Genomic DNA, 25,405 nt, shown 5'->3' with positions numbered 1-25,405 from the left:
TCATCGCCTCCGCTCAGCCGCACCGGCTGTAGATGAAGGTGCCGTAGCGCGCATGCGCATCGGGATCGACGAAGCGCATCACCAGTTCCTTCGGCTTCACCGAGAGCAGCTCGCGATCCTGCGGGTCGCCGGCCGGGGCCTCGAAGCCGAGATAGGTCCTGCCGCCGGAGCCGGCCTTCAAGCGGAGCTCATAGGGCTTCGGATCGTCGGCGACATGCATCATCACGCCGTCGCCGGGGCCTTTCGTGATCGTGTAGGGCTGCTTGCATTGCGCCCGCGCCTCCGCCTCGGTCCGCTTGCGGTCCTTCTCCGTGTGGAAGGACGCGATGCCCCAGCGCCCGACCAGGGCGTCGCGCGAGACCCCGGCCGGGGCAGGCGCCCGCGCCGCCGGCGCGTCTGACGACGACATGCTCGCGCCACCGCCACAACCCGCGAGGACCAGAGGCAGGAGACCGCAAGCCAATGCGGCGAGGGGAAAGCGCTTCATGTTGCGAGGGGTGCCGGCTCTCGGTGTCATCGTCTCTCCTTGCCAGGCTGGCGTGGTCGATACGGGTCGCGGAGCGGTCGGAGATCGGACTCCGCGCGATTGATCCCGGGCTCACGATACGATCGGGCGTGTGCATGAAGAGGGCATAGGATGTCCGGGCAGCACAAGTGCAAATGCGACCCACCCGGTCGGCGTGGCGGAGATTGCCGGCTACCGCTGGCGGCAGGCAAGGGTGCCAGAGCAAGGCTGGACGTCATCGGCATTGCGGCGCCGACCACGAGCAACCCGGACGGGCCGAGGCATGCGCGTTGAATTCGCGTCTTCATCGGACTGATACCGGCGGGGAAAACAGCGTCGGACCAAATTCGAAGAACGGCGTATACAATGCGCAAAACGCATGCAGGAGCTTGGCGATGGAGCTGGGATGGTTGGAGGATTTCCTGGCGCTGCGCGAGCTCGGCAGCTTCACCGCCGCCGCCGAGCGCCGCAACATCAGCCAGTCGGCATTCTCGCGACGCATCCAGTCGCTCGAGGATTGGCTCGGCGTCACCCTGATCGACAGAAGCGTGAGGCCACACCGCTTCACCCCCGTCGCAACGGAAAACTACGGCGATTTCCAGCGCACCCTCAACCAGCTCTATGAGCTGCGCAGCCAGTTGCGCGGCGAGCAGACGCGGAGTTCACGCCTGACGGTCGCCATCCAGCATTCGCTGGCATTCTCGATCTTTCCGCGTTTCGTCGAGATCCTGCGGCAGCAGGGCTATCAGCCGGCCTATCACCTGAATTGCGCCAACCGCGCCGAATGCGTTGAAATGGCGATCCGCGGCGAGGTCGACCTGATGATCTGCTACGAGCTCAGCCCGTCGATCGAGCCGATCGGCTCGACGACCGCCATGCGCGTCGCGAGCGCACAGGACGACATGATTCTGGTCGGCCCGGCCGCCCTCGCACCGGACGAAGGGCAGGCCATGCCGCTCCTGACCTATCCCCAGCGCAGCTTCTTCGGCGAGGTCATCTGGCAGGAGGTCATGCCGCGGCTGATCCAGCGCTACCGCTGCGAAACGATCTGCGTGAATTCGCTCAGTAGCGCGCTGCGCGAGATGCTGCTGGCAGGGCTGGGCTTCGCCTGGCTGCCGCGCAGCCTCGTGCTCGACGACCTGGAAAGGCGGCGGATCGTCCAGATCGACGAAGCGACGCTCTATCACCCGATGGGGGTGGCGATCTATGCCTGTCCTCAGGGTTCGCACGCGCTGACGCCGAGCGTGCTGGACCACTTGCGCTCCGTCGACCTGCAGGCGCTGATCGACCGGCGGGGTGCGGAGCGATAGACGAACGTCGCGGCTATCGCCCCTTCGCCTGGGCGACGATTTCCTCGGCAAGCACGTCCATCGCATCGAGCACGGGCACCGTTCCGGCGATGGCGTCCGCCATGATCGACAGTTCCGTGCAGGCGACGAGGATGATCCCCGCACCGCCCTGCACGAGCCGCTCCGCGACAGCCGCGAGCGCGCCGCGCCGGGCAGCCCCGGTGTCGCCGGTCTTGACGGCGCGTATCAACGCCATGACGTCGTCCTGACGCTCGGGCGCGAGGATCGGCAGGCCGCGATCGGCGAAGGCCTGCTCGTAGAGGCCGATCTTGAAGACGGCGGTCGAGGCAAGCAGACCCACCTGCGTACCAGCCGGCACCATCGCAGCGATACGCTCCACCGTCAGCGCGATCATGTTCAGGAACGGCAGCGGCACGGCTTCGACAATGCCGCCAGCGTAGTAATGCGCGGTGTTGCACGGCATCGCGAGCATCGTCGCGCCGCCGGCGGCCAGGCCCCTGGCCATGCGAACCAGCTCCGGAAGCGGGCTCGGCCCCGTTCCCTCGATCAGCGCGGCGATGCGCGAGGGCACCGCCGGATTGTTGTCGACGAGCATGCGGATATGGTCGGCGTCGTCCCGGGCGGGTGTCGCCGCGATGACGCGGCGCATCAGGTCCACCGTCGCTTCGGGTCCCATCCCGCCGAGAATGCCCACGACGGGCCGTGACTCCGGCCCGAGCGGCTCAGCCATTGGTCAGGAATTCCCGTGGATAGGCCGTGAGTCCGATCTGGCCGCCGGTATGAAGGAAGACGATCGTCTCGCCCTTGCGGAACCGCCCGTTCCGGACAAGGTCGATCAATCCGGCCATGCCCTTTCCGGAATAGACCGGATCGAGCAGGATGCCTTCGAGCTCGGCCAGCATGCGGATCGCCTCGATCGTGCTCGGCGCCGGGAGGCCGTATCCTTCGCCGACATAGTCGCAATTCGCCACGACATGCTCGCGCTTGACGGCATCGGGCATCCCGAGAAGCTGCGCCGTGGCGCGGGCCAGCTTGAAGACATTGTCCTCCTGCTTGTCCTTCGGTGCCCGCACGCCGATGCCGAGCAGCTTGATGTCGCTGTGGACGCCGGCGAGCCCAGTGACCAGACCGGCCTGCGTGCCGGCGCTCCCCGTCGCATGGACGAGGTGATCGATCTTGAGGCTGGCCGTGTTGGCCTGCATCACCAGTTCCAGCGCCGCGTTGACGTAGCCGAGCGCACCGGTCGGATTGGACCCCCCGCCGGGGATGGCATAGACCTTGCGGCCGGACGCGGTGAGCTTTTCGCCGAGCTTCGCCAGTTCGCCGTTCATGTCCGGATTCGGCCCGCAGCGCTCGATGACGGCACCGTGGAGAACGTCGAGCAGCACGTTGGCGTTCTGCGTGTAATCGAAATCCGTCTTGCCGGTACGGTCCTCCAGCAACACGTGACAGGCCATGCCGAGCCTGGCCGCCGCAGCGGCCGTCTGGCGCGCGTGGTTGGACTGGGTCGCCCCCTGCGTGATGACGGTATCGGCACCCTCGGCCTGCGCCGCGGCCATCAGGTATTCGAGCTTGCGGGTTTTGTTGCCGCCGGTCGAAAGGCCCGTGCAATCGTCGCGCTTGATCCAGATCTCCGGGCCGTTGAGCACCCGCGTCAGGTTGTCGAGACGCTCCAGGGGAGTGGGCAAATGGGCGAGCGAGACGCGGGGAAAGCGGGCAAGATTCATCGAGAGGACCACCTTGTTGTTCTCGGGTATTTCTAGCGCCAGCAGAGTTCGGCCGTCCAATGCAAAGGCAGGGATCAGGAAAGGACTATATGCAAATTTTGCATGATAAATTCGGCACCTCGATCACCCATTGAGGCTAGGGGCGCGAGCGGCCGGCTCCTTCGCAGTACCGACCTCCATTCGTGCGAGCCCAGGGCTACCTCGCACGATCCCCCACATCGGTCTTGAGACAAGCGCTCAGCGCAACCCCCGCTGCCCATCACCGCCCTCACGACCGCCATCAATATTGGAATAATGTTCCGGTTGTGAGATCCAATTCAGAAAACTGGGTTGGTTCTTGTGTTGGAGCAGGCAGGATGCGGGCTGAACTTAAGCGCTTGGCCAGTTCGTTGGCGCTGGCTTGGAAGGCTGGAACCCGAATTGACGAGCCGACGGGCCTCAATCGTCCCCAAAGCCGCAATGAGGCCTATTGGGTCCAAGACAGGATGGCTGAGCTCCTAGGCACGGGTGTCGGCGGCTGGAAGATCGGCGCGGCCCTGCGCGCGGTTCAGATAGCCGAGGGTCACGATGGACCGATCCCGGGCCGGATCATGCGGGACCGCATTTTCGTCGGCGCGGCTGAACTGCCCCATGCGCTCTATGCCGGATACAACGCCGAGCTAGAATATGCCTTCCGCCTTAAACACGCCCTGCCTGCGCGCGGCACGCCTTATTCGCGTGACGAGGTCGCCTCTGCTGTCAATCTCGTCCCGGGGATCGAAATCGCCGGCAGTCGGCTCGACATCAGAAGCACCAATGCCAAGACCCTGCTGGCGATAGCCGACAACGGCAGCGGAGGCGCTTTCGTATTCGGAGAGGATGTCGCCGACTGGCAGAAATTGGATCTCAACGGCCTATCGATTGAGGCCGGTATGCCCGGCGAGCCCGTCGAGCTTTATCGCGGCTCCCAGCGCGGGGATGTCGTCACGGTGCTGGCCGAGATGATCGACGGCCTTTTGCAGCGTGGGGTCGCGCTCTCGGCAGGCGATTATCTATCAACCGGTTCGCTCTGCGTGCCACTTCAGCTCCGACGCGGGCAGCCTTTTGACGCGCGCTTCGGGGGCATTTGTCAGCTTCGTGTGACGCTTGTCTAAGGAGGGTAGCATGATGTCGCCTCTCAGCGGAAAGGTGGTCGTCATATCTGGCGGAAGCCGGGGCATCGGCTTCGGAATCGGGCAGGCTTTTGCCGCTGCCGGGGCCGAGCTGGTCCTCGCCGCGTCCTCCGACAAGACGCTCGCGACGGCAGCGGCAGCCATCGCGGACAGCCATGGCCGGCGGCCGGCGACGGTGGCGGTGGATTTGCGCTCGGAAGCGGGGTGCAAGGCCGTGTTCGAGGGCGTCATGTCGCGCTTTGGCGGCTGCGACATTCTCGTCAACTCTGCGGGTGCGACGAAGGCGGGAGATTTCCTCACTCTCCCCGACAATGACTGGCAGGATGGTTTCGATCTCAAGTTTTTCGCCTGTGTCAGGCTGTGCCGGTTATTCTGGCCGTCCCTCTCCGAGCGGCACGGGCATGTCCTCAACATTATCGGCGGCGCGGCGCGGACCCCTGATCCCGGCTTCCTGATAGGCGGCTCTGTCAACGCGGCGATGGCGAACTTCACCAAGGGGCTGTCGGGGCTGGGCAAGCGCGCGGGCGTAAACGTCAACGCAATCTATCCGGGCATGACCGAGACGGAGAGGGTCGAGCAGCTCTTTGAGCAGCGCGCCAGGGTGGCAGGGAAAAGTCCTGCGGAGATTCGCGAAGAGTTGGTCGCCCGGGAGGGCTTGCAGCGGCTGGGGCGCCCCGAGGACATCGCCGCACTGGCTTTGTTCCTTTGCGGCGAGGACGCGCGCCACATTCAGGGCGTGGCGATCGCCGTCGATGGCGGCGCGACGCCTGGCCTGTACTGAGCGCGCCCGACCATGGACGGATCGCGACCGACAATCGGTTTCATCGGCCTGGGGGCGATCGGGTCGCCCATGGCGCGACGCCTCGTCGATGCCGGATACGAGCTCGTCGTGTACGATATCAGCGAGCCGGCCCTGCGGGTCTTCGCCGGCAGCGCTCGGCTGGCACGCTCCGCCCGCGAAGTCGCCGACGGCGCACAGATCGTCTTCGTTTGTCTCGCCAGCCTGCCGGCTCATGACACGGTGGTCCTAGGGGCAGACGGCATTGTCGCCGGCGGCGCGGCACGCATCTGCGTCATCACGAGCACGACAGGCCCGGAGTTGGTTGCAAGAATGCAAATCGGCCTCGCTGCACGGGGGATTGCGCTCGTGGACGCTCCGATGACTGGCGGGCGCGTTCGCGCCGCTGCCGGTACGCTGACGGTGATGCTGTCGGGGCCGGAAGTTGCCATCGCCGCGGTCGAGCCGGTGCTGCGCTGCTACGCCGGCCGGATCGTGCACTTTGGCGAATTGGCGGGGCGTGCCCAGGTGATGAAGCTCGTCAACAACGTCATGTCGGCGGTCAACTTCGCGATCGCCGCCGAGGCGCTCGTCTTCGGTTCCAAGGCAGGGCTCGATCCGGAGGCGATGCTGGAGGTGATCAACAACGGCACCGGCAAGAACGATGCTTCACTCACCGTCATCCCACAGAACGTTCTGACGCGACGTTTTGATTTCGGTTCGCCCATGGCGGTCATTCTGAAAGATATGGGGGCGGCAATCGCCGAAGCCGATCGGCTTGGCGTACCCGTAGCGATGACTCGGGCGGTGACGGCAATGTTCGAGCGCGCGATCGCGAACGGCGTTTCGGCCCAAGCTGACCAGACGGAGTTGGTTCGCGATCTGGAGCGCTCGGCAGGGGTCGAGGTGGAACGTACCCGGTGAACCAGGCGCCGGGCCATCCTCTCCGGGCGGAAACCGGTGTTGCCGCGCTCGGTCTCGCTGTTGCTGCCTTCAGTCTCTTTGCCGTCGGGGATGCTGCCTCGAAGCTGGTCGTCGCCGAAAGCAATGCGGGTATGGCGCTCTGGGGACGCAGCGTGGCGTTCGCGGTCGTGATGCTGACCCTCGTGCGCCCGCGGCATTGGCGGTCGCTGTTGCTGGATGTGCCGGTGCGCCTCGTTCTGCTTCGTTCGCTTTTTCCATTTCTGGGAGGCGTCTGCATCATCATATCGATGGCCTATGTGCCTTTGGCACAGCTGACGACAGTCTTGTTCGTGGCGCCGCTTATCAGCATGGCCCTCGGGCGTACGGTGCTGGGAGAGACGGTCAATCGTTGGGGCTGGTTTGCCGTCGCGCTTGGCTTGCTTGGGGTGGTGACGATCACGCGTCCCTTCGACGGCCGTTTTTCGTGGGTGCTGCTTCTCCCGGCTCTGGGCGGGATTTTCACTGCCATCGCCCAGGTTTTGACGCGCGTCGTGGCGCAGCAGGCTCCGCCGCGTTCGCTGGTTGTCTATACCATGCTCGTAGCGTTGCTGCTGTCGACCCTGGCGCTCCCCTTTGTCTGGCAGGCCCCGACCTCGCGGCAAGGGTTGTTCCTGGCCATGTCCGGGCTGTGCCAGGCCGTCGGCCAGGCGTGCATGATCGCCGCCTATCTTCGGGCGGGTGCCTCGCGTATCGCCCCCTATTCTTACGCGCAACTTTTGACCGCCACGCTAATCGGCTTCGCCGTATTCGACGAGGTGCCGGATGTGTTCAGCGTGTTTGGAGCGGGGCTCATCGTCGCTGGAGGGCTGGTTTCCCTCAAGCTCGCCGGACGCGGACCGGCGGCAGCAGTTTCATCAAGAAGAGGAGGCAGGCGGCGATGACATTGCTGGTTACGGGTGCGATGGGGCATGTCGGCTACGAAATCGTGCGCAGTCTGGCGCGCGAGCGGCCGATCATCGCACAATATAACCGGACGTTCCGTGCTGCAGATGCGGAGGCGCTCGGCGCCAATGTGACTTGGGCCACGTGCGACCTGACGGATCTGGGTTCAGTCGAGCGCCTTTGTCGAGACAATGGCGTGGATTCTTGCATCCACCTCGCCGCCATGGCCAACGAAATGTATTGCCGGCCCGATCCTGTGGCGGCCTTCCAAACCAATGTCGGCGCCGTCGTGAATCTTCTTGACGTTGCCCGCCGCCAAGAGTGGCGCCGAATGATCTATGGCAGCACCGGAAGCGTCTTCAAGGATGTCGACCCCAGCCTGCCAATCACCGAAGATCAATCTCCGGATGCCGACGGTCTTTACGGCACGACGAAGGCTTGCGGCGAGATGATGGTCCGGGCTTTCCGGGCCCAATTCGGCGTCGATGCGGCGACAGTCCGCATCTCCTGGATTTATGGGCCTCCGGTCGTGAACTACACTTTCGCCCGCGGCCCGATCCCTCCGATATTGATAGATGCCATTCGTGGCGTCCCGCGCGACGACGCCAGCGGCGGGGACTTCTCGGCAGGCTTCACCTACATCGATGACGTTGTTGCGGGGCTGATCGCAGCAGTCGATGCGCCGCAGCTCAACCGCTCCACCTACCACCTCGCCCCGCCCCGGAATTACACAACTTTCGAGATAGCAGATGCCGTCAGGACCGCGGTTCCCAAAGCGGTGATCGCGATCGGCCCGGGCGCGATGCCGTGGAATACGTTCACGCCTATTCGCGGGCCGATGGACGGTCGGCACTTCATCGCCGACACCGGCTTCCGCACGCGCTTCGATCTGGAACAGGGGATCGGGGCCTACGCTACCTGGCTGCTGGCCGAACCGGGGCGCCTCGATGGGGCAGGCCTCTAAAGGCGGACGGGGAAGGGCGCGCCGACGCGCGCCCGTTCTCGTCAATGCTTCGTATTGGGAACCCACTTCAGAATATGGGTTGCGACCGCGACCAGTTCGCCATCCTGGTTCGTGACCCGGATCGCGCCGGTCGCTCGCCTGCGCTCGGCGTCGATCGTATCGATCTCGTAATCGACGGTAACCGTGTCCCCGAAGAAGACTGGGCCCACGATCCTGATCCGGTCGTAGCCTAGCGACACTGGCGTCTCGTCGCCGTCACGCGCGGTCGCAGTCACTATGCTCGAGGCCGCTGACATATAGCCTATGATGAGTGCGCCATGGGCCTGTAGGCGGCCGTAGCTCGACTTTTCCATGTAAGCCTTGTTGACGTGATTGGGTGCGAGGTCCCCAGTAATGCCGGCGAACAGATAGACATCGCTCTCCGACACCGTCTTCGCAAATTGTGCCTTCTGGCCGAGGCTTACGTGAAACTGACTCATGTTGCTGCTCCCTGTGCAGTTTTTGTCGGTTCGGACGAGTGGACGGGGGCCTGATACAGCACGCCATCGCGCGCCAGGTTCGCGATCTCCTCCGGTGAATATCCGAGACTGGCAGCGATCTCGGCGTTGTGTTCGCCGAGGCCAGGCGCGATCCGCATGGGCTCGGGCTGGTAGCTCGAAAAATGGAACGGCAAGTTGGGCAATCTGATTGGGCCAAGGGTAGGATGCTGTTGTTCGATCATCATGCCGCGTGCGACGAGCTGAGGATCGGCAAGCACCTCGTCGATGCGCTGGACCGGCGCGCAGGGCACGTCGACAGCTTCCAATGCGGCAATGCAGGCCGCGACGGAGGATTGCGTCGCGGTCCAATCCCGCACGCGACGCAGAGCCTCCTCGCGATTGGCATTGCGGCCTGCTGCCGTGTGGAAACGCATGTCGCTCGCCAATTCACTCCCCCCGACCAGGCCGGCAAGGCGGCGCCAGGCATCGTCAACTTGCGCGGCGATGACGAGATATCCGTCCGGGGCGGGAAAGACGCCGTAGACGGTTGAATCCGGCAGGTCATATCCGACTTGCTGCGGGAGGATGGCGCCGTTGCTCAAGGTGAAGCATTGGATCGCATAGTCGTGCATCGAGACCATGCAATCGTAGAGAGCGAGATCGATATGCTGGCCCCTGCCAGAGGACGCGCGCCCGAGCAGAGCTGCACAGACCGCGGCCGCGCCATGGATGCCGGCATACATGTCGGCGATCGGGATCCGCAGCAATGGTGGCGGTTCGCCGGGCACGCCGAGTTGCGCCATGGCACCTGACATCGCCTCGGCAATCAATCCAAAGCCAGCCTTGGCGGATTTCGGACCGGTATGGCCATAGGCAGAGAGCGAACAGTAAACCAGTCTGGGGTTAAGCCGGGCAAGATCGTCATATCCTAGGCCGAGCCGAGCGAGTGCGCCGGGCCGATAGTTTTCGACGAAGACATCAGCCGTGGAGACCAGCTCGCGGACGAACTCCATTCCCGCCGGCTTCTTGACGTCGACGCAGATGCCGCGCTTGCCCATGTTCTGCTGCAAGAAGAAGCCGCTCTCGTCGCCGACGAAATAAGGATGATGTCGCCCAGCATCACCGACGGTTGGACGCTCGACCTTGACGACCTCGGCACCCATGCCCGCCAAGCAGCGCGAGAGATACGGACCGGCGAGGAAATGGCTGTAGTCGACCACCTTGATGCCAGCGAGGGGGGCTGCGGATGACATGTTGTTCTCCGTAGTTTCGTCGAGCGGGCGTTAACCGAAGCAATCGGCCGAATAGGGCTTCGGATCGCTCGGAATCACCGGCGTGAAGGCGATGCGCTCGAGGATGTCGCTGCGGATATCGACGCCCGGCGCGATGTCGGTCAGGACGAGCCCGGCCTCGCCAAGCCGGAAGACGGCGCGCTCGGTGACGTAGATCACCTCCTGCCCGGAGGCACGCGACTGCTCGCCCGAGAAGGTGATCTGCTCGACGAATTGCACCAGCTTCAGCACCTCACCTTGACGCCGAATTGCGAGCCGGCCAGCACCGATCTCGATCTCCGTGCCTTTGGTGTCGAAAGTTCCGCAGAAGACGACCTTTCGGGCGTTCTGGGCGATGTCGATGAAGCCGCCTGGACCGACCGGCACGCCCCCCAGCTTGGAGACGTTGACGTTTCCCTCGCGGTCGAGCTCGCCGAAGCCAAGGAACGCGAGATCGAGGCCGCCGCCTGAATAGAAGTCGAATTGGGAGGGGCCGTCGATCATCGCCGAGGCATTGCGGGCAAAGCCGAAGAGCGTCCCGACCAAAAGCTCGCCACCATAGGTGCCATGCTCGATTGTCTGATAGTAGCGTTCGCCGTCGCCACGCAATTCGACGAGCCGGGCCACGGCGTCCGGGATGCCAAATCCGTAATTCAGCACCGCGCCATCGGTGAGCTCCTGCGCGGCGCGGCGGGCAATCACCTGACGGGCCGTCATCGGCTGCGGGGGATGTGCCAGGGCGGGACCGCGGCGCTCCCCCGACATCAGCGGATCGTAGACAGTGTCGTAGCCCATGCGCTGCTCGGGATCGACGACGACGGCATCGACGATCGCCCCGGGGATGCGTACAGAGCGGGCGGGCAGAGTGCCGACATCGACCGCGGTACGGACCTGCACGATGACCTTGCCGCCACAATTATGGGCTGCGAGCGCCACGGCGTAGATGTCCACATTGGCGGCCTCCTGATCGAGGCTGACATTGCCGTGGGCGTCGGCATAGGAGCCGCGGATAATCGCCACATTCACCGGAAAGGGTTTGTAGCGAAGATAGTCGCGTCCTTCGATCGTGATGTGCTCGACCAATTCCTCATGTGCGGCTTCGTTCATCCGGCCGCCTTCGCGTCGCGGGTCGACGAAGGTGCCGAGTCCGACATGCGTCAGCAGGCCCGGTCGCTTGGCCGCGATCTCGCGATAGAGTTGCATGACGACGCCGCCGGGCAGAACGTAGGCTTCGATCTCGTTGTCGCGTGCCATCTGCTGCATGCGCGGCGACCAGGGCCAGTGGCCGCCGATCACCTTGCGGACCATGCCCTGGTGGGCGAAGCAATTCATGCCTCGCGTCTTCTTGTCGCCGATCCCGAGCGAGTGCACGGCAGTCAGGTTGCGCGGATGGCCGGTTTCGAGAAAGCGCTTTTCGACCGCAGAGAACAGACAAGACGCCTCCATCAATCCGCCGCCACCGCCCACCAGGCCGACGGTGTCGCCATCGCGGATAAGCGCGACGGCATCATCCGCGCTCATGAACTTGTTCAAAGGCATGGTCCGTCCCACCGTCAGGCCGAAAGCCGGACGGTGCCGCCGCTTTCGGAGGCCGCCTTGACCGCGAGCGTGACCTCCAGCGTGCGAAGGCCATCGCGGCCGTTGATAACGGGCTCTTCCTCCCTCAGGGCAACGGCCGCGAAATGTCGGGCCTGCCGGCGATAGGCGCTTTCGGGGGTCAGGGTGAGCCTGTCCTCACTCAATTCGCTCAACCACCCCGGCTCGGTATCGCCGCGATAGCTGAAGTGTCGGACATCCGGCAAAGTGAGCGAACCTTCCGAGCCCGCAAAAATGTGCGAGGAGACTTGCTGGCGCTTCAGCTTGTCGGTGGTGCCGGCCATCTGGTCGAATTCGCCGGAAGTCAGATCCCAGCTGAAGGGCGAGGCAGCCGTGTCGGAGAGGCTGATCGTGCCGAGCGCGCCGTTGCGGAAACGCAGCAGGACGCCAGCCGTGTCCTCTACCGGGAAGCCACGGACCGCCGAGGAGGTTGATGCCTGCAGGCTCTCGATTTCGCCGAAGACAAAGCGGATCAGATCGATCTCGTGGATAAGGTTGATAAGGATCGGACCGCCGCTGGCCTTGTCGCGCCGCCAGCCAAGGTTGAAGTAGCTGTCCGGCTTGAGCTGCGTATAGATCACGGTCGCGATGGCGGGCTTGCCGATAACTCCATCTGCAATGGCTTTGCGCACTGCCCTGACAGCGGGATTGTGTCGGCGATGGTGGCCGACCAGGATCGGGATGTTCTTGGCCTCCGCCGCCTCGCAGAGCCGGCGCGCGGCCTCGACGCTTTCCGCGATCGGCTTCTCGACCAGGACCGCGATGTCGCGAGAGATGCAATCGAGCGCGACAGGTACATGCTGGTCGTTCGGCGTCGCGACGACGACGCCATCGAGGCGCTCCGTTTCGATCATCGTGCGATAATCGTCATAGGCCTTTACGTTGCGACCGGCGGCGTGGTCGCGGGCTGCTTGCGTAGGGTCGGAGATAGCGACGACGTCGGCGTTTTCCGTCTCCTGCAACACGGAAAGATGGGATTTGCCGATCACCCCGAGCCCGATGATCCCAATCCTTGCGCGCGCCATGATGTTCCTCCCAGGTTTTGTAGAACAGTATACTGGAATAAAATTCCAGTCTAAGAACGATCCTGCATATCCGCCCTGCCCCTGGTGAACTGCGGGGCACTTCCTGTCCGTCGTTCAGGCTGACCGATGGTGGTTAGCGGGACTTCGCAAGCCCCGGCACGTAGGAAAGGATAGAAGAGGAGAAACCACCATCGGCCCGGATCGCCTCACCGGTGACGTAGCGTGCGTCATCGCTGCCGAGGAAGGAGACGACCCGCGCGATGTCATCGGGCTGTCCCACGCGCTTAAGCGGCACGATCTCGTCGCGCCGTGCCGCAATGGCGGGGTCGGCATAGATGGACTCGGTCATGGGAGTCCGGATCATCCCAGGGCAGACCGCGTTGACCCGGACGCCGTCCGGGCCCCACTCCTGGGCGAGCTGCTGGCACATCATGATCAGCGCCGCCTTGGTCGAGGAATAGGAACCCGACCCCGGGTGGGGAAACATGCCCGACATAGACGCCACTGCGACGAAGCTACCCTTCGTGGCGCGCAAAGCCTCGTAAACCGATTGCGCGAGAAGCCAGGGGCCGCGGGTGTTGACGGCGAACAGCCGCTCCCAGCTTTCGATCGACAGGGTTGCAAGCGGGCCAGGTGATGTGATGCCGGCATTGGCGACGACCAGGTCGAGGCCGCCACAGGCTTCAATTGCCTCGGCACCGATGCGAGCGGGAACGGTGGCGTCGCCGATATCGCCAGTGACGATATGCGGCTGGGCACCAAGTCTGGTGATGCCAGACGCCACCTCCGTTAGCGCCGGCGACGGGGCGCGCGCCGTGATCACGATTTGAGCAAAGCCGGATCTGGCGATGCCGTCCTTGGCGAGGCGCAAGGCTATGGCGGCGCCGATGCCGCGGCTCGCGCCGACTACAAGCGCTTTCATGGGAGGGTTCCTTGTCTCATGCCTGGGCTGCCAGCTTGATCGACGGCGCTAGACGATACGAGTGGTGCGCATTCGGAAGACACCGAGCTTGAATGTGTCGGCCATCCTGGCGACCTTTGGTCCGGCCCGGTCAGCGTCTGCGGTGCCGTCGAAGTAAATATGGAAGAAGCTGTCGACCCGCTGGCCTGGTTGTGCCGAGCCCGGCCGCGTGATCGTCGATGCGACGTCATCTCGAATGAACTGCACGAAACCGGGCAGTTGACGGACGGCCGTCTCGAATTCTTTCGTCCCGGCCCGACGGTCGTCGTGGCTTAAGAGAACGACGAGCTTACCCAATTCGCCTGCCATGCGGACAGTTGAATCGCCAATGATGTAGCCCGCCGCGTTGCCGAGGAAATTCGCCTCATCCGCGATGACGGCCTTCGATCCTTCGGCCGAAAACGCTTCGTCCATCGCGCTGGCGTCATCGAACTGGAGTTCGACAATGCCGCCCACGCGAAATGAACTAGGCTCGTACTGCTGTTCCACATGGTTTTGGACGTAAGCGCGAATGAAAGGCAGGCGGGCTACAAGTGGCCCGTGCCGTTCCTCCCAATACCGGGAGAAAAAGGCCTGCTCGTCCCCCGGCCGCTTTTCCAGAATCGACATGCGTTTGAACATGGCGTGCTCCACGGCATTCCCAGAACCGGGTGGTGCGCGTCCGTCAGTCATCTTGTGAGGATGGGCTGGAAAGAACGAAGTTAAGCCCGAGCTTCTGGGCGGCTTCGGTCATATCGAGGCCGGTCGAGGTGCGGCAGCCCGCTTTTCGCGCCGCCTCGATGAGGGGTGAGATGGCAGGCGCAGTGACGACACATCCGACAAAGCTCTCGGGCTTGAGGCGTCCGACATCAACGGGCAACGGATCCTCGGCTCGCATGCCCAAAGGCGTGGCGTTGACGATGATATCGAAGCCGGACGGATCCGGTGAACCTCGCCGGACAGGCGTGGCCGTTGCGCCTGCGATCTTGTCGAGCAATTTGGCCAAGCGTTGCTCGTCGGTATCGTGGATGGCGAGCTCCGCGACACCGGCCTCCACCATTGCGAGGGCGATGGCCGAGCCTGCGCCGCCGGCGCCAACGAGCAGCGCTCGCGCACCCTGGAAGGCCGCACCCCGGACCTTGGCCGCCGCGACGAAGCTCATTCCGTCGAAGTTTTCCCCATGCCAACGACCGGAAGCGGTCCGCCGCATGTGCTGAACCGCGCCCAGTAGCCGGGCGCGATCCGAAACAGTGTCGCAGTGGTCGAAGCAAGCGAACTTGTGGGGCACGGTGATGATAATGCTGTCGACGTTCTGGGCCAGGCTGACGCCCGCCAGGAACGCGGCCAGATCCGCGCTGGTCACGCGGACCGGCACGACGATGTCGTTTCTGCCTGCCTCAACGAATTTGGGTGTCATGCCCGAAGGCGACTTCACCTGAGCGATTGGGTCGCCAATGATCAGGTGGAGCCGCGTTGCGCCGTTGAGGTTCGCTGTTAAAGAAGGACTGGTCATCGTTCGCTCAGGCCGCCGCGATTTCGTCTGCCTGGACCACGCCCAGCAGCTTTGCTTGCAAGGCATGATCCTTCTCAAGGTCGCCAGCGTCGCCCGAAAACGCGATGCGGCCATTGACCAGCACGAGGGCTCTGTCGACGATTGGCAGAACGGTCTCCGCATGGTGTTCGACGATGATCATCGCGACCTTGCCCCGCAGCTTGACCAGCGCTGCCATCACCTCCTCTACCACCGCCGGCGCGAGGCCTTCGAAGGGTTCGTCCAGCAGGATCAACTTGCTGGGGACGACAAGGGCACGGGCGATCGCGACCATCTGGCGCTCGCCGCCCGATAGATTCTCGGCCTTTGCCTTCTGACGGGCTCGCAGGCGCGGAAAGAGGTCGAAGCACTCCTCGATGCTGAGCCCTCCCGCGCGCTGGGCGATCTGAAGATTCTCGACCACCGTCAAATTCGGAAAGAGGCGGCGGCCTTCGGGCACCAGCGCAATGCCCAGCCGATTGATCTCATAAGGCTTGCGGGAGCTTATATCGGCGTCCGCGAAGTCGACCGTTCCGGCATTCAACGGCAGCGTGCCCGTAAGGGCCCGTAGCAAGGTCGTCTTTCCAACGCCATTGCGGCCAAGCAGAGCGACCGCCTCGCCGACATGCACGGTGACATCGACGCCGTTCAGAACCGTGCTGCCGCCATAGCCGACGGCCAGCCCCTTCGCCTCCAGCAGCGGCTTGGCAGAAGCGTGTGCGATGCGTTCGACCGCCGGGGGCGCCTTGGAATCGCCTTTGGCGGCGCCGAGATAGGCGGCGATCACCTCGGGGTTGTGAGCCACGTCGGCCGGCTTGCCGTCCGCTATCATTCTGCCCTGATGAAGGACGGAAATGCGGTCCGATATCGCCAGGACGCGATCAATGTCGTGCTCGATCAAAAGCACTGCGTGCTTCTTCGCCAGGCTGCGGATCAACTCCGCGACGATCTGCCGATCCGCCTCGGCCAAGCCGGCGAGTGGCTCGTCTAAAAGCAGCAGCTTGGAGTCGATCGCGAGCGTCACTGCGATTTCGAGCAACCGCTTGGCGCCGTGCGGCAGATTCATACACGGGTCAGCCGCCCGGTCCGCGAGTCCAACCGCATCGAGGATCGACCAAGTGCGCTCATTCAGCGCTTCGATGTCATGGGCATCCCGGAAGAAGCCGAGAGCACCGTGCCTCTGCGCCTGCACCGCGATGCGGACGTTCTCGAAGACCGAAAGGTTCGGAAAGATCGAGAGAATCTGGAAGGAGCGGCTTATGCCGAGCCGGGCACGGGCATACATTGGCAGCTTGGTGATCTCCTTACCTTCGAACAGGATCGTGCCCCCGCTCGGCGGCAGGACGCCGGTCAGCATGTTGTAGAAAGTGGTCTTGCCAGCGCCATTGGGGCCGATGATCGAATGCAGCACGAACGGCCGTACCTGGAGATCGATCTCCTTGGCGGTCACCAGGCTGCCGAAACTCTTGCTGAGTTTGCGGGTCTCCAGGATCGGCTTGTCCGGATCCATCGCCTGCCCCGCGCTTTCATAGGGCTTGATCACCTGCGGTCGCGGCGGGATGGTGTTGCGTGTGAGCGTCCAGCGCTCGTTCCGGAGCAGGCGTTGCGCCAGCCCCTGCATCCCTTCGGGCGAGAACAGCGCGAAGACGATGATGATCGGCGCGAAGATCAGCCACCAGTTCTCAGTGATCGCCGAAAGCCGGTTCTCGAGGATGATGAAGGCGATTGCGCCCCAGAGCGGTCCGAGGAAGTGGTGCACGCCCCCGAGGACGGTCATCAGCAGCGAGTCGCCGGCGCGTTGCCAGCCGAGATTGTTGGCGTAGACGCCCTGCAGCATCAGCGTCAGCAGCGAGCCTGCAAAGGCGACGAGGCCGGCCATGAGCACGAAGCCGCCGAGCTTCACCAGATAAGTGTTGTAACCTAGGCTGCTTGCCCGTTGCTCGTTGTCGCGGATGGCCTGCAGTGCTCTGCCGAATGGCGCATGGACCAGCCGCCACAGCAACCACAGGCACAGCAGCACCGAGGCCAGGGCGAACAGGTGGAACTGCATTTCCGTATGAAAGCTCGGGCGCGGCACGCCCTGGAGTCCGTTCTCGCCTCCCGTGACGGCCGTCCACTTGTAGGCGATTTCGAACGCGATCTGGGAACATGCGAGCGTCAGCAGCGAGAAATACAGTCCGCGTCGGCGCAGGATGAGTGCTCCGAGCACGACGGCCATCGCCATCGAGATCACCACCGACAGGACAAGCGCGAGGAGGTCTTGCTTGACCGGGCCGAGCAGAAGCAACGCTGCGAAGTAGCTCGCGCAGCCGAAGAAGACCGAAGCGCCGAACGGAACCAGTCCTGTGTATCCGACAAGGAGGTTCACACCCGCTCCGTAGAGCGTGTAGATCGCGATCTGAGTGATCAAGTTTACCGGGGCGCCCTGGCCGACCCAGGCCAAGGTGAGTGCTGCGAAAACGACCGCGATCCAGAGGATCGGATTGGTCAGGATGGAACGGCTTCTCATTCGAACCTCTCCCAGCGCTCGCCGAACAGGCCGCGCGGACGGATGAGCAGGATGGCAGCCATCAGCACGTACATCGCGGCACCGGACCAGGCCGGGGCGAACTGGATGCTCATGGCGGTGGTAATGCCGACGAGGAGGCCGGCGATGATCGCTCCGGAGTACGATCCGAGGCCGCCGATCGTAACGATGACGAAGGCGGGCATGATCGCGCCCGATGCCATGCTGGGAATGACGGTCCAAAGGGGGCCGGCAAGCATGCCGGCGAGCCCGGCCAGCAAGCAACCGATGCCGAAGACGCCGGAGAGCAGGATCGGCAGATTGATCCCCAGCAGCCCGACCATCTCGGCATCACGCGAGCCCGCGCGGATGATGCGGCCGAAGGGCGTGAAGCGCAGGAACGCCCAGAAGCTGACGAGAGCCAGGACTGTAACCACCAGGACCGTCATACGGTATTTCGTGATCAGGATCGGGCCGTATTCGATGAAGCCGGCGAAGATGCTCGGCGGATTGAACGGAACCGGCGCGCCCCCAAATATGAGCCTGAGGATCGCCTCGGCCAGAAGCGCGAGGGCAAAGGTCAGGATCAGGCCGAGCAGCGGTTCCTTGCCGTAGAGGTGTCGGATGAGCGTCATCTCGACGATCATGCCGATGGCTCCGACGATGATCGGAGACAGGAGCGCAGCCGGCCAGCCGAAGTCCCGGGCCAGCACCAGCGCCAGATAGGCGCCGATGGCGAAGAACGAGCCATGGGCGAAATTCACGATGCCGAGCATGCCGAAGATGATCGACAGCCCGATCGCGATCAGAACGTAGAGAAAGCCCAGGACGAGACCGTTCGCCGCCTGGGAGATGATCATGTCGAGCATGGCATGGTCCCTCCCGCGCCGGCACAGGTTGCCTGCCGGGCGGGGAAGGCGCCGCATTCATGCGGCGCGGAATTGACGTGTCGGATGGGAGCGCTGCGGAGACTTTGGTCCGCCGCAGCGTTCTTCGATGGAGCCGGACCTTTCAAAGCAGGTCCAGTGCTCGGCCCGAGGTATTAGATGCTGTCCATCTTGCAAGCGCTGCTTGCAGCTGAACCGAAAGCCTCGTCGATCTCGGCGGCGGTTTTGGGCGCATTTTCCAGCACGTCGACATAATCCCATTTGTTCGGGATCTTGTCCTTGACCTTGCAGATCACGGTCCGGCGCTTCATCTGGTGATCGAAGTCACGATAGCCGACGTCGAGGTCGCCTTCCTTGACGCGCCATGTCTCAAGCGCCTTAACGATGGCGGCCGGCTCCGTCGACTTCGCGAGTTCGATCGACTCCAGCAGCGACCGCATGCCGAACCATCCCATCCAGGCCTTGTCAGCCGGAGGTTCGTTGAACTTCTTCATGTAGGCGTCGACGAAGGCCTTGTCCTCGGCCGTATTGCCCGGGTTATTGTAAACCCAAACCATGGTGTAGATGCCGGTCGCGGCCTCCGGGCCGACGCCCCAGATATCGGTATTGCCGATCGAGATCTCGGCGAAGGGAATCTTGCCCTTCATGCCGAGTTCGCTCCACTGCTTCAGGAAGGTCGTCAGGTCGCTCGCCGAGAGGCCGCCAATGACGACATCCGGCTTTGCCGCACGGATCTTGAGAATGAAGGAACTGTAGTCGGCGGTGCTGACGGGCACCTCATCCGAGCCGACGACCGAGCCGCCGGCCTTGGTGATGTAGTCGGTGAAGCTCGCCTTGATGTCCTGGCCGAAGGCGAAGGCGCCCGTGATCGTGTACCACTTCTTGCCGAGCTTCTCGCAATAGGGAGCGAGGACGCGCGTGTGGACGTCGACGGGCGGCTGCAGGCGGAAGGTATATTTGTTGCAGAGCTTGCCGGTGAGATCGAGGGCCGCGGCATTGGCTGCGACGTAAGGGATCTTGGATTTCTTCGCGACGGCCGAGATCGCCAGCGCGAGCGAGCTCTGGGCGCCGCCGATCAGGGCGCAGACCTTGTGCTCGTCGATCAGGCGCTGTGCATTGAGCTGCGCGCCCTGCGGGTTGGGCTCGTCCAGCCAGACGATCTCGATGGGGCGTCCGAGGAGCTGGTTGTTGCGCTGTTCGGCGGCGAAGAAGCCGCCCTGGGCAAGATAGGTCGCCTGGTCGACGATGGCGCCCGTTTTGGCCCAAAGCATACCGATTTTGATCGGCTCAGCCGCTGCCGCATTGCCGATATAGGGCATGCCGAAATTGCTCGCGGCAAACTGCGTCACGGCAAGGCCACCCGCTCCGGCCAGGAGCGATCGGCGCGACGTTCCGCTCTTCTTCCCGCCTTTTTGATTTTCTGGGGTCATTCGGTCTCCTCCGATTGTTGGCATTCCTTTTTCGGCACCGTCTTGTGCAGCGCTTGCGTTAAGCGGTATCGTAAACTGGAACGAAAGTCCAGTTTACGATACCGATTTTATGTTGTCGTTTTCTATGGAGCAAATTCGCTTCTTCACAAGGCGTTAGGATGCTCCGTTGAATGCGATCGCGGTGGATGACGGCCCAGCTGCCTGTGAATTGGGCCGGGCCTAAGCTATGATGAGACCTCTTGGCCCCTCGGAGAAAATGATGCCCAGGACGAAGGAAAAGGACGCCGGGCCGGATGGCATTCTGAAGCGCACTTTGCGGATCATCGAGATTCTGGCTGGCCATCCTGGTGGCATGCCGTTTTATGAGCTGGCGGATGCCATCAGAATCCCGCGCAGCGCAACGCATCGTCTTCTGGCGAGCCTGGTTGACGAAGGCTATGTTCGGCAGGACAGAGAGTTCGGCTCCTATGTACTCACGGCCAAGATTGCGTCGCTGGGACTGCGCTATCTCCAGGCTCACGGCATCACTGACCTGATGCAACCTGTGCTGGATCGGCTCGCTCGGGAGTGCGGCGAGCTGGTTCGTGTCGCGATCCTTGATGAAGATCGGCTTATCTTCGTCTCCAAGGCGCAAGGAGCCACGGCCGGACTTCGTTACGATCCGGAGGCTGGACAGGAGGCAAAGCTCTCATGCTCGTCGTCTGGATTGGCATGGCTTTCAACGATGTCCGATGAGGACGCGATCGCCTTGGTCGAGAAGCAGGGCTATGGGTCCAAGGAAGAGTACGGGCCCAACGCTCCGCAAACAGCCCAAGCAATCCGAAGGCGTCTCCGCGAAGCGCGGTTGCTCCGTTACGTCGTGACTCAGCAGACCTTCTCGCAATGGATGAATGCGGTGGCCGCTCCGATACGATCCTCCTTGGATGGCCGAGTCACAGGGACGATCAGTGTTGCAGGGCCGTTCATTCGCTTGACGGAAGAACGCATGCAGCAGATCGGCCCGTTGTTGCTTGAAGCAACGAAGGAATTGGGTCAGCTCAGCCCGCCGCCTCGACCGCCAGCCGATAAGCCGGGGGAGCCCCGTCCTAACATCTTCGCCTGAGCCCGCAGCTCTGGAACATCGCGAGCGAGAAGCCGGGCCGCGTCAGCGGCCGAGGGTGGCGAGAACGAGCGAACGAAGCGTGTCGTCGACGCTGGGGTCAACTCCAAACCAGGCCTTGAAACCGGGGCGGGCCTGGTGGAGGAGCATTGCGACCCCGTCGACGGTCTTGTAGCCGCTTTGCCTGGCCTGGCGCAGCAGAGGTGTTCTAGCGGCACATAAACGATGTCGGAGACGCATAGCGTGGCCCTTCCCCTCGACAGGTCAATATCGAGCGGCTCAGAGCCCGCCATGCCGAGCGAGGTCGTGTTCACAAGGAGATCGCAGTCGCCAATGGCCTGACTGCGCCGCTCCCAGTCGATGACAGCAATTCCCGGCAAATTCTCGGCGACCTGCTCGGCGCGCCTGCGACTTCTGTTTGTAACGGTTACATGAGCACCAGCCTCATCGAGGGCGTGGCAAACGGCACGCGAGCCCCCGCCCGCCCCGAGAACGAGCGCGCGTTGGCCGCTCACGGCGATGCCGGCTTCGCCGAGGCCTGCCAGGAAGCCGAAGCCGTCCGTATTGCTGCCGACGATGCCGCGCTCGTCGAAGACCAGGGTATTGATGGCGCCGATCCGGCGCGCTGAGGTTTCAACAACGTCGCAGAGGGCGAAAGCCGCCTCCTTCCAGGGCTTTGTGACGTTCGCGCCACGAAATCCCGCTGCCCTCAAGCCGCGCACCACGCCCTCGAAATCCCGCTCGGCGGCGAGCGGGACATAGGCTCCGTCGATGCCGTAGCGCTCAAGCCAGTAACCGTGCAAAAGCGGCGACCGCGAATGTGTGACAGGCCAGCCGATCACGCCGGCGAGACGGCCGGCACCCGTCAATTTTGTCGTCATACTCGGTGTCCTGTGTGGCGCCGTCAGGCAGCGGTTTCGAGCCAGAAGTCGAGCATGAGCGAGGTCTCCGATTCGAACATTTCGATGCCGGTCGAGGTCTTGCAACCGATCCGGCGCGCTGCCTCGACCAGGGGCGTTACGGCCGGCTTGGTCACCACGTCGCTGACGAAGGTACCTGCCTCCAGGCCGCCGATGTCGATCGGCAGGGCGTCGCCGGGCTTCATGCCGGCCGGCGATGCGTTGGAGACCGTGTTGAATCCGGCGGGAGCGGGCGATCCGGCTATCACTTTGCCCCTGTGTGCGCCGTCGAGCTTGGCAATCAGCGCATCCCGTCGCCGCGCGTCGGTGTCGTGGACAGCGAGCTCGCGGACCCCGGCATCAAGCAGCGCCAGGCCGATGGCGCTTCCGGCCCCACCGGCTCCGATCAGCAAGGAACGCTTTCCCTCCAACCTGGCCCCGTTCTTCCGCATCGCCCCGACATGGCCGGGCCCGTCGAACATGTCGCCATGCCACGAATGATCTGCATTGCGGCGCATTACATTCGCTGAGCCAAGCACCTTGGTGGTCTTGGACATCGTGCGGCAATGCGGAACCACGGCAAACTTGTGCGGCACGGTGATGCAGATGCCGTCGCAATTGAGGAGGCGGCCGGCCAGCGTCACAAATTCCGGCACGTCATCCGGCAGGATGTCGACCGGCACCATAATGGCGTCCTTGCCGTTCTCCTCGAACAGGCGGGTCATGCCGTACGGAGATTTCACCTGGGCGATGGGGTGGCCGATAATGAAGTAGACGCGCGTCGCGCCACTGAAATTTTCGAGCATCAGTCGATCCTCGCTTCAGCGACCCTGCCAGACCGGCTGTCGCTTTTCAGCGAAGGCCTTCGGCCCCTCGATCGCATCCTGGCTAGCCCACAGCCGGACAGCGGTCGGGTGCTGGTCGAGGATGCTGCGCTCCAGCGAGGAGGAGAGGCTCGAGAGCGCGACGGCCTTGGAGGCTTCGATCGCAAGAGGCGCGCAGCGAACGATCTGCCGCGCGAGTTCCTGGGCCTTCGTCATCAGCTCGGTCGCCGGCACCACCTCGTTGATAAGGCCGATTTCTGCGGCACGCTGGGCGCTAATACGTTCCCCAGTGAGGATGAGGCGCATAGCCTGTTTCAGCGGCACCTGCCGGGCAAGACGCTGCAGGCCGCCGCCGCCCAGTGCAGCCAGACCGACTAGCGGCTCGGGCAGGCTGAAGACTGCGTGCTCAGCCGCTATCGCGAGATCGCATGCGAGCACAATCTCGACACCGCCGCCGAAGGCTTGACCGTTGACGGCGGCGATCACAGGCTTGTTGAGGTCGAAGCGCATGCAGAGACCGGCGAAACCGGTGGCCGGCGAGGCTTCGACGGATGTACCAGCTTCCGCCTTGGCCTTGAGGTCGCTCCCGACGCAGAAGGCACGTTCGCCGGCGGCGGTCAGGATCGCGACCCGCAGTGCGGGATCTGAGGCGAAGCGGTCGAAGATGCCGGCCAGCTCATGGTGTGCGTCGTTGCTCAGCGCGTTCAGCACGTGGGGGCGATTGATCGTGACGGTCAGGATGCCGTTTTCGGCCGAGACCTTGGTGAATTTCAGCTCTGACATAATGCCTCCGAAGCAGCGAGAAGGAGCGCGAGGCCGCGCAAGTCGATCAGGCAGCGAGCGCGTCTTCGACTGCGATGAAGGCGAATGCGATCGCCGGGCCGAGCGTGATCCCGGGCGCCGGATAGGTGCCGGCCATGATCGAATTCTGGTCGTTGCCCACGGCGTAAAGGCCGCCGATCGGCCCACTCTTGCCAAGCACGCGGGCATGGGCATCCGTAACCAGCCCCGCGCTGGCTCCGATGTCACCGGGATAGAGCTTCACGGCGTAAAATGGTCCGTTTTGCAGTGGCCGCATGGTCGGGTTGGGGCCGTTCTTCGGGTCACCCAGGTTGCGCTCGTACGCGGTCGTGCCACGGCCGAAATCCGGATCTAAACCGGCGGCCGCATGGCCATTGAAGGTCTCAACCGTCTTCTGCAACTGGGTCGCGTCGATACCGAGCCGCTGTGCCAGTTCGACCAGCGTTTCGCCCTTCAGCAGATATCCGTCCTTTATAAGGAAGGACATGCCGCTACCGCCGGGGCGGACCATCCCAAGGCCGTAGGTCTTGATCGCTTGATGATCCGCAATGAGGTAAGCAGGAATGCAGGGGTCGGTGCGGTTCGCCTCAATCATAGCCTTGCCGGTGAGATGATAGGAGGTGCTTTCGTTGAAAAAGCGCCGGCCGGCCTTATTGACGATTAGCGTTCCAGGCTTGGCCCGGTCGAAGACGAAATGCGGGAATACCGCGGTGCTGCCGTCGGACCGTTTTCGGATCGATACCGGCGCCCAAAACACGTTCTCCATATTGCGATCGCCAATGCGAGCGCCTACGCCCAGTGCAAGTTCGATTGCCGCGCCCTTATGACCGGGCGCGCCAGGTGTGTGAATCTCGACATCGGGCACGAGCTCCTTGCGCAGCGTCGGGTTCCGGTTGAAGCCCCCGGAGGCGAGGATGACGCCTTGGGCAGCGCGGATGTTCTCACGCTTGCCGTTTCGGATCAGGCTGACGCCTGCAATCTTCCCCTTTTCTTCGATCAGCTGATCAACGCGCGCTTGCGTCCAGACCGTACCGCCTCGCTTTAGGAAGGAGTGCAGGAGCCGCCCGATCAAAGCGTTGCCCATCGTGAGCCTGACGCCACGTTTGTGGCCAAGCCTGTCGCGAGCGTAGCGGGCGACCAGAGAGGCCGAATACCGCAACGACGCCCAGGATTTCTTCATACTGAGCAGATGGCCGATATCCACGCGGTCGACCATCAGCCCACCGAGAATGGTGAACTCCGGAATCGGCGGGCGAACCAAATCAAGATTGTCGCCGAGCAGCCGGCCGTCAAAGGGGATTGGCTCCAGAGCCCGACCTTTCATCGTCGCGCCCGGTAGTTCGGACAGATAATCCGGATGCAAGGGATGAGGCCGCAGCTTCACGTCCGTCTCGCGGTCGAGCACTTCGACAGCACGGGGGCCGGCAGTCAGGAACGCGCGGATCGCATCGCCGGACGCATAGTTCCCGAGCGCATTATGGAGAAAGATTTCGGCCTGTTCGACACTGTCTTGGGCGCCGACCGCAGCGGCGTGGAGCGTGTTAGGGATCCAGATCGTACCGCCTGAAAAGGCCGTGGTCCCACCGACATACTCGGTGCTTTCGAGCAGCAGCACGCGTGCGCCACGAAGGACTCCGAACAGCGCAGCTGACAGCCCAGCTCCGCCGCCGCCAATCACGATCAGGTCGTAGAGCTTTTCGGTTTCCCCTTTCGCCAACGCGATTGATCCAGATGATCTGGCCACGACTGACTTCCTCTCCTTGGCAGCGCCAGGTCCCTTTCGGCCAAGCGCAAATTAGCGTCGAGGCGGCCGGAACTGCCCGCCGACTCTCGCCCT

At 63.5% G+C, this 25,405-nt stretch carries 24 protein-coding genes; 7 read left to right on the top strand and 17 right to left on the bottom strand.

The features are described from left to right. Positions 1-13: 13 nt before the first annotated feature. Positions 14-517, bottom strand: a complete 504-nt coding sequence (locus ASE61_RS21430) for a hypothetical protein (RefSeq protein ID WP_244492971.1) — start codon at positions 515-517, stop codon at positions 14-16. Positions 518-690: 173 nt separating this feature from the next. Between ASE61_RS21430 and ASE61_RS21425 the strand changes: the two genes are divergently transcribed. Then, positions 691-1,815, top strand: a complete 1,125-nt coding sequence (locus ASE61_RS21425) for a LysR family transcriptional regulator (protein WP_210171891.1) — start codon at positions 691-693, stop codon at positions 1,813-1,815. A 13-nt stretch (positions 1,816-1,828) separates the two neighbouring features. Here the strand turns inward: ASE61_RS21425 and ASE61_RS21420 are convergent, their stop codons facing one another. Both ASE61_RS21420 and ASE61_RS21415 read right to left on the bottom strand, forming a co-directional pair. Continuing rightward, complete coding sequence (locus tag ASE61_RS21420; RefSeq protein WP_061970408.1) at positions 1,829-2,545, bottom strand: aspartate/glutamate racemase family protein; 717 nt, start codon at positions 2,543-2,545, stop codon at positions 1,829-1,831. Beyond that, positions 2,538-3,542, bottom strand: coding sequence for a D-cysteine desulfhydrase (locus ASE61_RS21415; RefSeq protein WP_061970712.1), 1,005 nt, complete (start codon positions 3,540-3,542; stop codon positions 2,538-2,540). The genes ASE61_RS21420 and ASE61_RS21415 overlap by 8 nt, the downstream gene beginning before the upstream one ends. A gap of 356 nt (positions 3,543-3,898) precedes the next feature. Here ASE61_RS21415 and ASE61_RS21410 point away from each other — a divergent pair, with 356 nt between their 5' ends. Genes ASE61_RS21410 through ASE61_RS21390 form a run of 5 tightly spaced genes read left to right on the top strand, consistent with a single transcriptional unit; the run spans position 3,899 to position 8,280 of the window. Then, on the top strand, positions 3,899-4,675 hold the full coding sequence (locus ASE61_RS21410; protein ID WP_156407188.1) for a 2-keto-4-pentenoate hydratase: 777 nt from the start codon (positions 3,899-3,901) through the stop codon (positions 4,673-4,675). 10 nt (positions 4,676-4,685) lie between these two features. Continuing rightward, positions 4,686-5,474: an SDR family oxidoreductase gene (locus tag ASE61_RS21405; protein WP_200959674.1), complete on the top strand. Its 789-nt coding sequence runs from the start codon at positions 4,686-4,688 to the stop codon at positions 5,472-5,474. Between the two features lie 12 nt (positions 5,475-5,486). Continuing rightward, the gene (locus ASE61_RS21400; RefSeq protein ID WP_061970404.1) at positions 5,487-6,395 is read left to right on the top strand and encodes an NAD(P)-dependent oxidoreductase; all 909 of its coding nucleotides are present in this window, start codon (positions 5,487-5,489) and stop codon (positions 6,393-6,395) included. Then, positions 6,392-7,315, top strand: a complete 924-nt coding sequence (locus ASE61_RS21395; RefSeq protein WP_061970403.1) for a DMT family transporter — start codon at positions 6,392-6,394, stop codon at positions 7,313-7,315. Before ASE61_RS21400 ends, ASE61_RS21395 begins: the two co-directional genes overlap by 4 nt. Continuing rightward, positions 7,312-8,280 (top strand): NAD-dependent epimerase/dehydratase family protein, encoded by a 969-nt coding sequence (locus ASE61_RS21390; RefSeq protein ID WP_061970401.1) that lies wholly within the window; start codon positions 7,312-7,314, stop codon positions 8,278-8,280. The genes ASE61_RS21395 and ASE61_RS21390 overlap by 4 nt, the downstream gene beginning before the upstream one ends. Before the next feature lie 41 nt (positions 8,281-8,321). On the opposite strand, the gene ASE61_RS21385 is transcribed toward ASE61_RS21390, so the two are convergent. The 10 genes from ASE61_RS21385 to ASE61_RS21340 all read right to left on the bottom strand — a co-directional run bounded on the left by ASE61_RS21385 (position 8,322) and on the right by ASE61_RS21340 (position 19,864). Further along, the gene (locus ASE61_RS21385) at positions 8,322-8,759 is read right to left on the bottom strand and encodes a MaoC family dehydratase (RefSeq protein WP_061970399.1); all 438 of its coding nucleotides are present in this window, start codon (positions 8,757-8,759) and stop codon (positions 8,322-8,324) included. After that, positions 8,756-10,012: a CaiB/BaiF CoA transferase family protein gene (locus ASE61_RS21380; RefSeq protein ID WP_061970398.1), complete on the bottom strand. Its 1,257-nt coding sequence runs from the start codon at positions 10,010-10,012 to the stop codon at positions 8,756-8,758. Before ASE61_RS21380 ends, ASE61_RS21385 begins: the two co-directional genes overlap by 4 nt. 30 nt (positions 10,013-10,042) lie before the next feature. Further along, complete coding sequence (locus ASE61_RS21375; protein ID WP_061970708.1) at positions 10,043-11,569, bottom strand: acyl CoA:acetate/3-ketoacid CoA transferase; 1,527 nt, start codon at positions 11,567-11,569, stop codon at positions 10,043-10,045. Between the two features lie 14 nt (positions 11,570-11,583). Next, the gene (locus tag ASE61_RS21370) at positions 11,584-12,651 is read right to left on the bottom strand and encodes a Gfo/Idh/MocA family protein (RefSeq protein WP_061970396.1); all 1,068 of its coding nucleotides are present in this window, start codon (positions 12,649-12,651) and stop codon (positions 11,584-11,586) included. A gap of 133 nt (positions 12,652-12,784) precedes the next feature. Beyond that, a complete protein-coding gene (locus tag ASE61_RS21365; RefSeq protein ID WP_061970394.1) occupies positions 12,785-13,573 on the bottom strand; it encodes an SDR family NAD(P)-dependent oxidoreductase in 789 nt (262 codons plus the stop codon). Between the two features lie 48 nt (positions 13,574-13,621). Continuing rightward, on the bottom strand, positions 13,622-14,233 hold the full coding sequence (locus ASE61_RS21360; RefSeq protein ID WP_061970393.1) for an EthD family reductase: 612 nt from the start codon (positions 14,231-14,233) through the stop codon (positions 13,622-13,624). A 43-nt stretch (positions 14,234-14,276) separates the two neighbouring features. Continuing rightward, positions 14,277-15,104: a shikimate dehydrogenase family protein gene (locus ASE61_RS21355; protein ID WP_061970391.1), complete on the bottom strand. Its 828-nt coding sequence runs from the start codon at positions 15,102-15,104 to the stop codon at positions 14,277-14,279. 7 nt (positions 15,105-15,111) lie between these two features. Beyond that, positions 15,112-17,532, bottom strand: coding sequence for a branched-chain amino acid ABC transporter ATP-binding protein/permease (locus ASE61_RS21350; RefSeq protein ID WP_320409886.1), 2,421 nt, complete (start codon positions 17,530-17,532; stop codon positions 15,112-15,114). A gap of 95 nt (positions 17,533-17,627) precedes the next feature. Further along, positions 17,628-18,497: a branched-chain amino acid ABC transporter permease gene (locus ASE61_RS21345; RefSeq protein WP_061970388.1), complete on the bottom strand. Its 870-nt coding sequence runs from the start codon at positions 18,495-18,497 to the stop codon at positions 17,628-17,630. 173 nt (positions 18,498-18,670) lie between these two features. Next, entirely contained in the window at positions 18,671-19,864 is a 1,194-nt protein-coding gene (locus tag ASE61_RS21340; RefSeq protein ID WP_244492969.1) for an ABC transporter substrate-binding protein, read from the bottom strand. Positions 19,865-20,204: 340 nt separating this feature from the next. Here ASE61_RS21340 and ASE61_RS21335 point away from each other — a divergent pair, with 340 nt between their 5' ends. Next, positions 20,205-21,047: an IclR family transcriptional regulator gene (locus ASE61_RS21335; RefSeq protein WP_061970706.1), complete on the top strand. Its 843-nt coding sequence runs from the start codon at positions 20,205-20,207 to the stop codon at positions 21,045-21,047. On the opposite strand, the gene ASE61_RS27610 is transcribed toward ASE61_RS21335, so the two are convergent. The 4 genes from ASE61_RS27610 to ASE61_RS21315 are packed head-to-tail and all read right to left on the bottom strand — an operon-like array spanning position 20,978 to position 25,312. Then, positions 20,978-21,925: a shikimate dehydrogenase family protein gene (locus ASE61_RS27610; RefSeq protein WP_413813547.1), complete on the bottom strand. Its 948-nt coding sequence runs from the start codon at positions 21,923-21,925 to the stop codon at positions 20,978-20,980. The two genes, ASE61_RS21335 and ASE61_RS27610, sit on opposite strands and share 70 nt — an antisense overlap. A 23-nt stretch (positions 21,926-21,948) precedes the next feature. Next, positions 21,949-22,749: a shikimate dehydrogenase family protein gene (locus tag ASE61_RS21325; protein WP_061970385.1), complete on the bottom strand. Its 801-nt coding sequence runs from the start codon at positions 22,747-22,749 to the stop codon at positions 21,949-21,951. Between the two features lie 15 nt (positions 22,750-22,764). Further along, on the bottom strand, positions 22,765-23,550 hold the full coding sequence (locus tag ASE61_RS21320; protein ID WP_061970383.1) for an enoyl-CoA hydratase-related protein: 786 nt from the start codon (positions 23,548-23,550) through the stop codon (positions 22,765-22,767). A 46-nt stretch (positions 23,551-23,596) separates the two neighbouring features. Then, the gene (locus ASE61_RS21315; protein ID WP_244492967.1) at positions 23,597-25,312 is read right to left on the bottom strand and encodes an FAD-dependent oxidoreductase; all 1,716 of its coding nucleotides are present in this window, start codon (positions 25,310-25,312) and stop codon (positions 23,597-23,599) included. Between the last annotated feature and the right edge of the window lie 93 nt (positions 25,313-25,405).

Origin of the sequence: Allobosea sp. Root670, from assembly GCF_001429415.1 — a bacterium.
In the GTDB taxonomy this organism is placed as follows: Bacteria; Pseudomonadota; Alphaproteobacteria; order Rhizobiales; family Beijerinckiaceae; genus Allobosea; species Allobosea robiniae.
The sequence above is the reverse complement of the archived record's forward strand: the minus strand, read 5'-3'. Positions and strand labels throughout refer to the sequence as shown.

What these genes read in the sequence shown, in the direction of transcription:
- ASE61_RS21430 (WP_244492971.1), bottom strand. Translation starts at nt 517, where the DNA reads ATGACACCGAGAGCCGGCACCCCTCGCAACATGAAGCGCTTTCCCCTC.
- ASE61_RS21420 (WP_061970408.1), bottom strand. Translation starts at nt 2,545, where the DNA reads ATGGCTGAGCCGCTCGGGCCGGAGTCACGGCCCGTCGTGGGCATTCTC.
- ASE61_RS21415 (WP_061970712.1), bottom strand. Translation starts at nt 3,542, where the DNA reads ATGAATCTTGCCCGCTTTCCCCGCGTCTCGCTCGCCCATTTGCCCACT.
- ASE61_RS21410 (WP_156407188.1), top strand. Translation starts at nt 3,899, where the DNA reads ATGCGGGCTGAACTTAAGCGCTTGGCCAGTTCGTTGGCGCTGGCTTGG.
- ASE61_RS21405 (WP_200959674.1), top strand. Translation starts at nt 4,686, where the DNA reads ATGATGTCGCCTCTCAGCGGAAAGGTGGTCGTCATATCTGGCGGAAGC.
- ASE61_RS21400 (WP_061970404.1), top strand. Translation starts at nt 5,487, where the DNA reads ATGGACGGATCGCGACCGACAATCGGTTTCATCGGCCTGGGGGCGATC.
- ASE61_RS21390 (WP_061970401.1), top strand. Translation starts at nt 7,312, where the DNA reads ATGACATTGCTGGTTACGGGTGCGATGGGGCATGTCGGCTACGAAATC.
- ASE61_RS21385 (WP_061970399.1), bottom strand. Translation starts at nt 8,759, where the DNA reads ATGAGTCAGTTTCACGTAAGCCTCGGCCAGAAGGCACAATTTGCGAAG.
- ASE61_RS21380 (WP_061970398.1), bottom strand. Translation starts at nt 10,012, where the DNA reads ATGTCATCCGCAGCCCCCCTCGCTGGCATCAAGGTGGTCGACTACAGC.
- ASE61_RS21375 (WP_061970708.1), bottom strand. Translation starts at nt 11,569, where the DNA reads ATGCCTTTGAACAAGTTCATGAGCGCGGATGATGCCGTCGCGCTTATC.
- ASE61_RS21370 (WP_061970396.1), bottom strand. Translation starts at nt 12,651, where the DNA reads ATGGCGCGCGCAAGGATTGGGATCATCGGGCTCGGGGTGATCGGCAAA.
- ASE61_RS21365 (WP_061970394.1), bottom strand. Translation starts at nt 13,573, where the DNA reads ATGAAAGCGCTTGTAGTCGGCGCGAGCCGCGGCATCGGCGCCGCCATA.
- ASE61_RS21360 (WP_061970393.1), bottom strand. Translation starts at nt 14,233, where the DNA reads ATGTTCAAACGCATGTCGATTCTGGAAAAGCGGCCGGGGGACGAGCAG.
- ASE61_RS21355 (WP_061970391.1), bottom strand. Translation starts at nt 15,104, where the DNA reads ATGACCAGTCCTTCTTTAACAGCGAACCTCAACGGCGCAACGCGGCTC.
- ASE61_RS21345 (WP_061970388.1), bottom strand. Translation starts at nt 18,497, where the DNA reads ATGCTCGACATGATCATCTCCCAGGCGGCGAACGGTCTCGTCCTGGGC.
- ASE61_RS21335 (WP_061970706.1), top strand. Translation starts at nt 20,205, where the DNA reads ATGCCCAGGACGAAGGAAAAGGACGCCGGGCCGGATGGCATTCTGAAG.
- ASE61_RS27610 (WP_413813547.1), bottom strand. Translation starts at nt 21,925, where the DNA reads ATGACGACAAAATTGACGGGTGCCGGCCGTCTCGCCGGCGTGATCGGC.
- ASE61_RS21325 (WP_061970385.1), bottom strand. Translation starts at nt 22,749, where the DNA reads ATGCTCGAAAATTTCAGTGGCGCGACGCGCGTCTACTTCATTATCGGC.
- ASE61_RS21320 (WP_061970383.1), bottom strand. Translation starts at nt 23,550, where the DNA reads ATGTCAGAGCTGAAATTCACCAAGGTCTCGGCCGAAAACGGCATCCTG.